Source organism: Clostridium sp. AF27-2AA (genome assembly GCF_003478505.1).
Lineage (GTDB): Bacteria > Bacillota > Clostridia > Lachnospirales > Lachnospiraceae > Brotaphodocola.
The window spans coordinates 1-9,055 of record NZ_QUFI01000058.1 but is presented as its reverse complement, the minus strand read 5'-3'; the positions used below and the strand labels follow the sequence as shown (position 1 = coordinate 9,055).

Annotated in this window: 7 protein-coding genes; all 7 read right to left on the bottom strand. The window is 50.5% G+C overall.

The features are described from left to right. Positions 1–318: 318 nt before the first annotated feature. The 7 genes from ftsH to DWY84_RS16715 all read right to left on the bottom strand — a co-directional run bounded on the left by ftsH (position 319) and on the right by DWY84_RS16715 (position 8,803). Positions 319–2,274 carry an ATP-dependent zinc metalloprotease FtsH gene (gene ftsH / locus DWY84_RS16745; RefSeq protein WP_178716420.1) on the bottom strand — a complete coding sequence of 652 codons (1,956 nt, stop codon included), beginning with the start codon at positions 2,272–2,274 and terminating at the stop codon, positions 319–321. 172 nt (positions 2,275–2,446) lie between these two features. Then, positions 2,447–3,889 (bottom strand): M20 family metallopeptidase, encoded by a 1,443-nt coding sequence (locus tag DWY84_RS16740; RefSeq protein ID WP_118534437.1) that lies wholly within the window; start codon positions 3,887–3,889, stop codon positions 2,447–2,449. A gap of 103 nt (positions 3,890–3,992) precedes the next feature. Then, on the bottom strand, positions 3,993–4,751 hold the full coding sequence (locus DWY84_RS16735) for an amino acid ABC transporter ATP-binding protein (RefSeq protein WP_178716421.1): 759 nt from the start codon (positions 4,749–4,751) through the stop codon (positions 3,993–3,995). 1 nt (position 4,752) lies between these two features. Then, on the bottom strand, positions 4,753–5,538 hold the full coding sequence (locus DWY84_RS16730; RefSeq protein WP_118534435.1) for an amino acid ABC transporter permease: 786 nt from the start codon (positions 5,536–5,538) through the stop codon (positions 4,753–4,755). Between the two features lie 18 nt (positions 5,539–5,556). Beyond that, a complete protein-coding gene (locus DWY84_RS16725; RefSeq protein WP_118534434.1) occupies positions 5,557–6,489 on the bottom strand; it encodes a transporter substrate-binding domain-containing protein in 933 nt (310 codons plus the stop codon). Positions 6,490–6,658: 169 nt separating this feature from the next. Beyond that, the gene (locus DWY84_RS16720) at positions 6,659–7,324 is read right to left on the bottom strand and encodes an HAD family hydrolase (RefSeq protein ID WP_118534433.1); all 666 of its coding nucleotides are present in this window, start codon (positions 7,322–7,324) and stop codon (positions 6,659–6,661) included. A gap of 105 nt (positions 7,325–7,429) precedes the next feature. After that, the gene (locus tag DWY84_RS16715) at positions 7,430–8,803 is read right to left on the bottom strand and encodes a sodium-dependent transporter (protein ID WP_118534432.1); all 1,374 of its coding nucleotides are present in this window, start codon (positions 8,801–8,803) and stop codon (positions 7,430–7,432) included. Positions 8,804–9,055: the final 252 nt, after the last annotated feature.

Genomic DNA, 9,055 nt, shown 5'->3' with positions numbered 1-9,055 from the left:
GAAACACTTAAGCTAGTCAATCAGGCTTTTACAAGCCCCCATTTCAAGCCGTTAGGCTAAGTGGTGGGTAATTGACTTTTATATCCATCCCTGCTGTTTGTTGTATTGGCCTGCTGTTCTTCCTGTCAAGCTGTTTCAATGTAAAAAAAACAATTTTATTATACCCCTGCATCACACGGCACACAAGAAAAATATGACCACATTACTGCTTAAAAATGACAAAAAAGGTTACTGACATTGCGCGTGAACAGTAACAAAAAAGCACCTGCCGTCACATCGGCAAGTGCTTTTTTGTCATTTCGATATGCCTGCTCTAAACTACTCCCCCGCCTGCTGCTCTGCTGCTGCCTGCACACATTCAGCCTTCTGCGCCTCGGCACTGCTATCCGTGCCTTCCTTCCCGGCATTCAGAATCTCCATAAATTCCTCACCGGTAATGGTCTCGCGCTCTAACAGATAGGCAGCAATCTCATTCAGCTTTGCTGCGTTATCCTTCAGGATCTGCATAGCCTTGTCGTACTGCTGTCTAACAATGGCAACCACTTCCTCATCCACCAGCCTTGCGGTCTCAGGAGAGCATACCATGGAGGTATCGCCGCCCAGATACTGGTTGTTTACGGTCTCCAGCGCTACCATGCCAAACTGGCTGCTCATGCCGTAGCGGGTTACCATGGCCCGTGCCATTTTGGTAGCCTGCTCAATATCATTGGCTGCACCGGTCGTAATGGAATGGAAGATAAACTCCTCTGCGGCACGTCCGCCGGTCAGGGTCGCAATCTTGTTTAAGGCTTCCTCCTTGCTCATCAGGAAGCGCTCGCCCTCTTCCACCTGCATGGTGTAGCCCAGGGCACCGGAGGTACGCGGGATAATGGTGATCTTATGCACCGGGGCACTGTTGCTCTGACATGCTGCCACCAGTGCGTGGCCCACCTCATGATAAGAGACGATGCGCTTCTCGTTGATGGAAACGGCAGCATCCTTTCTCTGGTATCCGGCAATGACAACCTCCACGCTCTCCTCTAAATCTGCCTGAGTCACAAATGCACGGCCCTGACGTACTGCCCGCAATGCGCCTTCATTGACGATATTGGCGAGCTCTGCACCGCTGGCACCGGAGGTTGCGCGTCCGATGGCATCAAAGTCAATGTCACTTCCAAGCTTTACATTCTTTGCATGAACCTTCAGAATTGCCACACGGCCCTTCAGATCCGGAAGTTCTACCGGGATCCGGCGGTCAAAACGGCCCGGCCGAAGGAGCGCCTTGTCCAGAGACTCCGGACGGTTGGTTGCTGCCAGAATGACAACACCCTTGCGGCCATCAAAGCCGTCCATCTCGGTCAGCAGCTGGTTTAAGGTCTGTTCCCGCTCGTCATTTCCGGAAAAGCCGGAACCGTCACGCTTCTTACCAATGGTGTCGATCTCATCGATGAATACGATACACGGTGCCTTCTCATTCGCCTGCTTGAACAGGTCACGCACCTTGGCCGCACCCATACCGACGAACATCTCTACAAATTCCGAACCGGAGATGGAGAAGAACGGGACATGTGCCTCACCGGCTACTGCTTTCGCCAGCAGAGTCTTACCGGTTCCTGGAGGGCCTACAAGCAGTGCGCCCTTTGGCAGAACTGCACCGATATCTGCATATTTCTGCGGATTATGAAGGAAATCCACGATTTCCTTCAGGGCTTCCTTCGCCTCTTCCTGACCGGCTACATCTGCAAAGGTCTTGCCGGTCTCAGTCTCCGCATAGATCTTGGCGTTGGACTTTCCGAAGGTCATGGCATTTCCCATGCCGCCCATCCGTTTCGCCATGCTCTTGCTGAGGATCTGGCCGATGACCACAAACATCAGGATTGGCAGCACCCAGTTAAAAATAAAATTCTGCAGCGGAGATGCCTGGGTTGGGATAGATTCTGAGAACGTGATCCCGGCATTTCGCAGGCGGGCTGTCAGATCTTCATCCGGCCATAGGCCCGTCTTGTAAAGCTTGATATCTGCCGTTTTCCAGGATTTTAACGGAAGCTGGCCATTCAGTGCCTGCTGCACATCCTCCGTCCAGAAAGTCAGCTGATTGTCCCCTCTTGTAACACCTGCGATCTGCTTGTTGTCCAGCATATCCAGGAACTGATCGTAGGTTACTTCTGTCACAGACCGTTCTGCCAGGGCCGGCATAACCAGCGCATTCAGCAGAATAGTGATCAGAAGGATGATTCCATAGTAGTAAAGCAGCTTTTTATTAGGCCGCTTCGGTCCGTCTTCTTTCATACCCATGCTATATTCTCCTTATGTCTTTTGTTTTGTAACTGTCTGCAATATCCTCCCAGTTACGATGATTTCCAGAATATTTTTATTTCTGTTCTATTTAGTATACAACAAGAGCAGAGGTTTTTAAACCCCCGCTCCTGTTAAAACTTTCTAAACTCTTTGTGTTTCTTCTGTGAACTCAATCTGGAATCGTTGGAACCGCATCCGCCGGAACCGGGCTCACAAATCCTGCTGCCGTGCGCTTTTCAAACTCTTCCCTTGCCTCTTTTAATATCTCCGGCTGGTTAAACAGGTCAATGGCTGCAGCCGCCAACACCTTTCCTGCATGGACTGCTGCCTTATGACCGATCTCGGTACGGTCACAGGAAACATTCTGCCAGCTGTGACCCGGGCAGCCGTTCGGCCACGCTGCCACATGGATCTGTGCCGTCGGAGTCAGCCAGCTCACATCGCCTACATCGGTCGAACCTGCCTGAAACGCATTTTTCTGGTACAGCGGCGCCAGGAACGCGTTCATGGAATGGCCGCAGGCCTTCTGCATAGCGGCAACCTGCTCCCGCGCAGTTTCATCATGTTCTGCTGCAACGCCCGGAATCCGGTCATTTCCCATATAGGTTTTGCACAGCGTATCGGCAAAGGCATTCTCCTCATCGGTATAAGACGGCACGCCCAGCTCTTCATAGTTACGGTAAAGCACACGCTCTAACGCGAAATTGCTGATGGTATCTGCCACACCGTCAATGAATTTCTTCTCAAACGTGGTCTCCGTCATCAGCGCTGCGCCCTGGGCGATCTTGTCCACCCGCTTTTGCAGCTCCACGGCCTCTGCCACGTGATTGGAGCGCACCATATAAAGGACACTGGCTTTCGCCTGCACTACATTCGGGCTGCAGCCGCCGGCATCCGTAATGGCATAATGGATGCGCGCCTTATCACTCATATGCTCCCGCAGATACTGGACGCCGGTATTCATCAATTCCACCGCATCCAGCGCGCTGCGTCCCATCTCGGGTGCACCTGCCGCATGAGAAGCAATGCCGTGGAACTTGTACTGGGTCTGGATGCAGGCATTGGAGGAACCTGTCGCCACTTCATTTACATCATCCGGATGCCAGGTTAACGCCGCATCCAGATTTCTCCAGACACCATCTCTTGCCATAAAGGCCTTGGCCGCACCGCCCTCTTCTCCCGGACAGCCATACAGGATCACCGTACCAGCTGTCTGATTTTGTTCCAGATAAGCCTTCACTCCAAATGCCGCAGCCATGGCACCGGCCCCCAGGATATTATGACCACAACCGTGGCCGCTTCCACCTTCCTTAAGCGGCTTCTCCTCGATGCAGCCGGCAGTCTGGGATAAGCCGGAAAGCGCATCATACTCTGCCAGAAGGCCAATCACAGGACGGCCGCTTCCATAGCTTGCGGAAAATGCCGTTTCTATGCCGCTGATGCACTTTTCCACGCGGAATCCTTCTTTCTCCAGTACCTCACAGTAAAGAGCTGCCGACTTAAATTCCTGAAGGGATAACTCCGCATACTCCCAGATATGGTCTGCCACGTCGCAGACCAGTCCTTTTCTGGCTTCAATGGCCGCCAGGGCCGCTTTCTTTTCTTCTGTCACGATAATCCTCCTGTCCGTCACAAAAACTTTTCTTTCTCGTTACATCTTATCACAAAAGTGCAAAAAGGCACCGGGAAAATCCCGGCACCCATCATCGCATTCCCTATAAAACTTTCGCAAGAAATTCTTTCAGACGCTCATGCTTCGGATGGTCAAAGATTTCCTCCGGCGTCCCCTCTTCCAGCAGCTTTCCGTCTGCCATAAAGAGTACGCGGTTTCCAACCTCTTTCGCAAACCCCATCTCATGGGTTACAACCACCATGGTCATTCCCTCGTGAGCCAGTTCCTTCATAACATCCAGAACCTCGCCTACCATCTCCGGATCCAGAGCGGAAGTCGGCTCATCAAAGAGCATCACCTCCGGCTCCATTGCCAGTGCACGCACAATGGCCACTCGCTGCTTCTGGCCTCCGGAAAGCTGGATCGGATACGCGTCCGCGCGGTCTTTTAAACCTACACGGTCTAAGAGCTCCAAAGCTTTCTTCTCCGCATCTGTGCGGCTGACACCTTTTACCTTCATCGGTGCAAGCACCATGTTCTCCAGAATCGTCATGTGCGGGAACAGATTAAAATGCTGGAACACCATGCCCATGCGCTGACGCAGGGCATCGATGTCCAGTTTTACGGCCTTTCCATTTTCATCCCGATATTTCTTCTTGGTGATATCCACACCGCTAAAAATGATGGAACCACCGGTCGGCTCCTCCAGCAGGTTCAGACTGCGCAGGAAGGTAGACTTTCCGGAACCGGATGGTCCGATGACAGCCATCACATCCCCTTTGTTGATGTTGACCGTCACGCCATCCAGGGCTCTGATGGTGCCCATCTTATAATGCTTCTTTAAATCTTTTACCTGAATCATCCTATCGTTTGTCGCCACGGCTCATTCTCCTCTCAAAATATGCAATGATCTTGGAAGTCGGGAAGCAGAGGCAGAAATAAATTGCCGTTGCCACCAGCAGAGGCTCCACGATAATAAAGGTTGCACCCTTGACTGCATTTACAGCAGACATGATATCCTGTACACCAATGGTGTACGTGATTGCAGACTCCTTGATGATAACAACAAACTCATTGGCAATCGCCGGGAGAATGTTCTTGAGTGCCTGCGGAAAAATGATATAACGCAGGTTCTGAGTCTGGGACAGGCCCAGGGAACGGGCCGCCTCGGTCTGTCCGCCGTCAATGGACTGGATCCCCGCACGGATGATCTCACACAGATAAGCGCCGGAGTTCATTCCCAGGGCCACAACACCCGGGAAGAAACGGCTGAACTTGATAAATCCGAAAATCTGGAAAGACGGAAGCTGGACAATGCCAAACACACCGTAGTAGATGATAAACACCTGCACGATGACCGGCGTGGAACGCAGAATCTCGACATACGCTGTAGCCAGGAAAGACAGCGGATTAAAGCGGCTGATCCAGACTAGCGGACCGCCTTCGCGCATGTGACCGTCTTTATCAAGGCCCAGTGCCCGGAATGGACGGACATTGGACATTCTCATCAGTGCCAGTATCAGCGCGATGCAAAAGCCGATCGCTACCGTAAATACGGATAACAGGACCGTTACAACAATGCCCTGCCTGAACAGCTCAGCATACGGCGCAATTTTGGAGAAATTGCTCCATTGAACAAATTGACTCATCAGGTGCTCCTTTCAGTATTAGTTCTGAACGTTTCCTTCTGCGTCCAGAAGACCCTCGTATTTCTCGCCTGCTGCAAGCTCGCCGGCGTCAGCGATGAACTTCTCAAGGCTGCCATCCTCTTTTGCGGCTGCGATTGCTTCGTTTACGCCTGCTAACAGTGCCTCATTACCCTTGCAAACGCCGATTGCTGAACCCTCAGCATCGTACGGTACGTCCATAACCAGGGTCAGCTCCGGATAGTTTTTCTGATAGCTCTTTGCTACATCAGTCTCAATGTAAGCAGCATCCATCTTGCCGGTCAGCAGTTCAGAAATGATATCGGTAACCTTCGGCAGTCCTACAATGTCGGCCTCCGGGCTGTTCTCGTTTGCCAGATCCATCTGAATGGAACCAACCTGCGCACCTACGGATACATCCGGCTTGTTGATTGCTTCAAAGCTGTTGTATTTCTCTGCGTTATCTTTCACGGTTACTAAGGACTGTCCTCCCATGTAGTACAGATCGGAGAAATCCATAATGCCCATACGCTTCTCGTCTGGGGAAAGTCCGGCCATGCCCAGATCAACCGATTTGGTCTGCAGCTCACTGATGACACCATCGAAATCTACGGTTACAACCTCTAACTCAAGGCCCAGATAATCAGCAATGTACTGAGCCAGATCCATATCGAAGCCTGCCAGCTTCGGAGTTCCATCCTCACCGATCGCGTAGAACTCGTACGGAGCAAAGTCCGGGCTGGTTGCTACGGTCAGCTTGCCAGGAGTCACTGTCTCGATATCAGCTGCTGCCTTTGTCTCCTCTGCGCTGCTCTCTTCTGCTGCTGACTCAGCTGCAGTGGTCTCTGCCTCAGTTGCTGCTGCAGTAGTCTCTGCCGGTTTGCTGCCGCCGCAGGCGGTTGCAGAAGCTGCCATACATGCTGCCATAGATAATGCCGCGATTTTCTTCTTCATAATATTCCTCCTCTTTCACATTTATTCATCTTTCAATGAATAATATGCATAAATATAAATATATACTTAAACATTATAACGAATTTCCGAAATTAATCAAGTGCCAGAACTTGAAAAAAGGAGGAAATCCGCAGATTCCTCCTTTTTTGTGCATTATTCTCTGTTTTACTTAAGAAAATGAAGCAAGAATATGATTTGTTACCATCTTCGGGTCATCAATGACAAAGTCCGGATGAAATGCTTCCAGCTCGGCCCGGTCACGGAATCCCCAGGTCACGCCCACGGTGTGGGCCTTTGCATTCAGGCCAGTCTGCATATCCGTATTCGTATCCCCAAAGTACAGGCACTCCTCCGGCTTGCATCCAAACTCCTCCAGAATCCGGTTCACACCTGCCGGATCCGGCTTCTTCGGAACATCGTCCTTCTGCCCGGCCACAATATCAAAATATCCTTTTCCAAAGACTGCCTCAATATTCTCTACAGTCCGGGCATGGGGCTTGTTGGAAAGAACTGCAATGCGGATTCCCCGGGCCTTTAATTCCTGAAGCAGCTCAGGAATTCCCTCATAAGGCCGCACATGGTAAAGACAATGCTCCGCAAACAGTCTGGTGTAGGCAGAAAGTGCCTCTTCATAATGAAGGAGTTCCTTATCTCCACTGTACATCAGTGCACGCTTCATCTGCATCCGGTATCCATCTCCCACAAATTGTTTGATGTGTTCCGGATCCACCGGACCATATCCAAACTCCTTCAAAGTCAGATTGGTCGTGTAGGTCAGTGCATCCAGTGTGTTCAATAAAGTCCCATCCAGATCAAAAATACAGCAACGGATCATATGCGTTCCTCCCTTGGTTTTCTAAAGTGCTCTCAGAATCTTTTATCTCTGCTTTGCGAGATGATTTTAGTCAGTTGTGTAAAAAACTTGAGACATTATTTTCAATCAGGCGAAAAATTTCACCCAGATTCCCTGAATGAACAGCCCCATAATCATGATCGGCAATATGTATTTTACATAACCGCGAATCCATGCCGGAACCTTTAATCCGACACCCTCATTCGCCTCAGCGCGGTATTTGTCAAAGCCCCATCCGAAATCCCAGGTTGTAAATAACAGATAAACCAGAGACCCCAGCGGAAGCAGAATATTGCTCACCAGGAAATCCTCCAGATCCAGCACAGAACTGCCGGCGCCCAGCGGCTCAAAACCACCGAGTACATTATAGCCCAGTGCGCATGGAAGTGACAATAAAATAATCAGGACCACATTAATCCTTGCGGATTTTTTACGATCGATCTCAAACAGCTCCATGTCGCAGGCAATGATGTTCTCGAATACTGCGATAACGGTAGAAAGCGCCGCGCAGGACATAAACAGAAAGAACAGGCTTCCCCAGATACGTCCGCCGATCATGGAAATGAATACGTTCGGCAATGTAATGAAGATCAGGCTTGGTCCGCTGTCCGGATTCACACCAAACGCAAAACACGCCGGAAAAATGATCAGACCTGCAGTAATTGCCACAAACGTATCCAGAATTGCTACGTTTACAGACTCCCCTAACAGAGTGTTATCTTTCTCAAGATAACTTCCGAAAATAGCCATAGCACCGATACCCAGGCTTAAGGTGAAGAAGGACTGGTTCATCGCAGACACAATAACCTGACCGATGCCTACGGACTTCATCTTCTCCAGATCCGGAAGCAGGTAAAATTTCAGGCCTTCCATGCCGCCCTCGAGGAATACACCATGAACTGCCAAAATGAGCATCAGAGATAACAGACCGATCATCATGACCTTAGTGATCCGTTCTACACCTGCCTGCAGGCCCAGAGAGCAGATCAGAATACCAACGATGACAACCACTGCCATCCAGAATACATTAAGGCCCGGGCTGGCCAGCATCTCCCCAAACATTCCCTGGACATCTTCCGTATGCAATCCGGAAAATGCACCAGTAGCAAAGCTATAGAAATAGTACAGCATCCATCCTGCTACTGTAGTGTAAAACATCATTAATACATAGTTGCCCAGCAGCGCCACGTAGCCATGCAGATGCCACTTGCTGCCCGGCTTCTCCAGCTCCTGGTAGGCTTTTACCGGACTCTTACGGCTGGCACGCCCAACCGCAAATTCCATAGAAAGAACCGGTACTCCCATGATAGCCAGAAACAGCAGATAGATTAAAACAAAAATACCACCGCCGTTTGCTCCTACCACATAGGGAAAGCGCCACACATTCCCGATACCAATGGCGCATCCTGCAGACAAGAGCAGGAATCCCAGCCTTGATTGAAAGGTTTCTCGTTGTTTCATGTTCTTCTTATTTAACCTCCTTGTATTCCCCCATTTTGCCCAATTTAATGATTAAACTTCATCGTGGCAAAACGCTTCCCTGCGTTGCCGCAGTATCCGCTATTATACACTATCCTTTGTCTGCCGTCAAATGAGATGCAGCCTCAGAATATGGTGGCTTTTGTTCCTCTAAGAAAAAAAGCGAAAGCCCTCATAACTAAAGGCTTTCGCTTCATTGAGAGCGCGAGACGGGACTCGAACCCGCGACCCCGA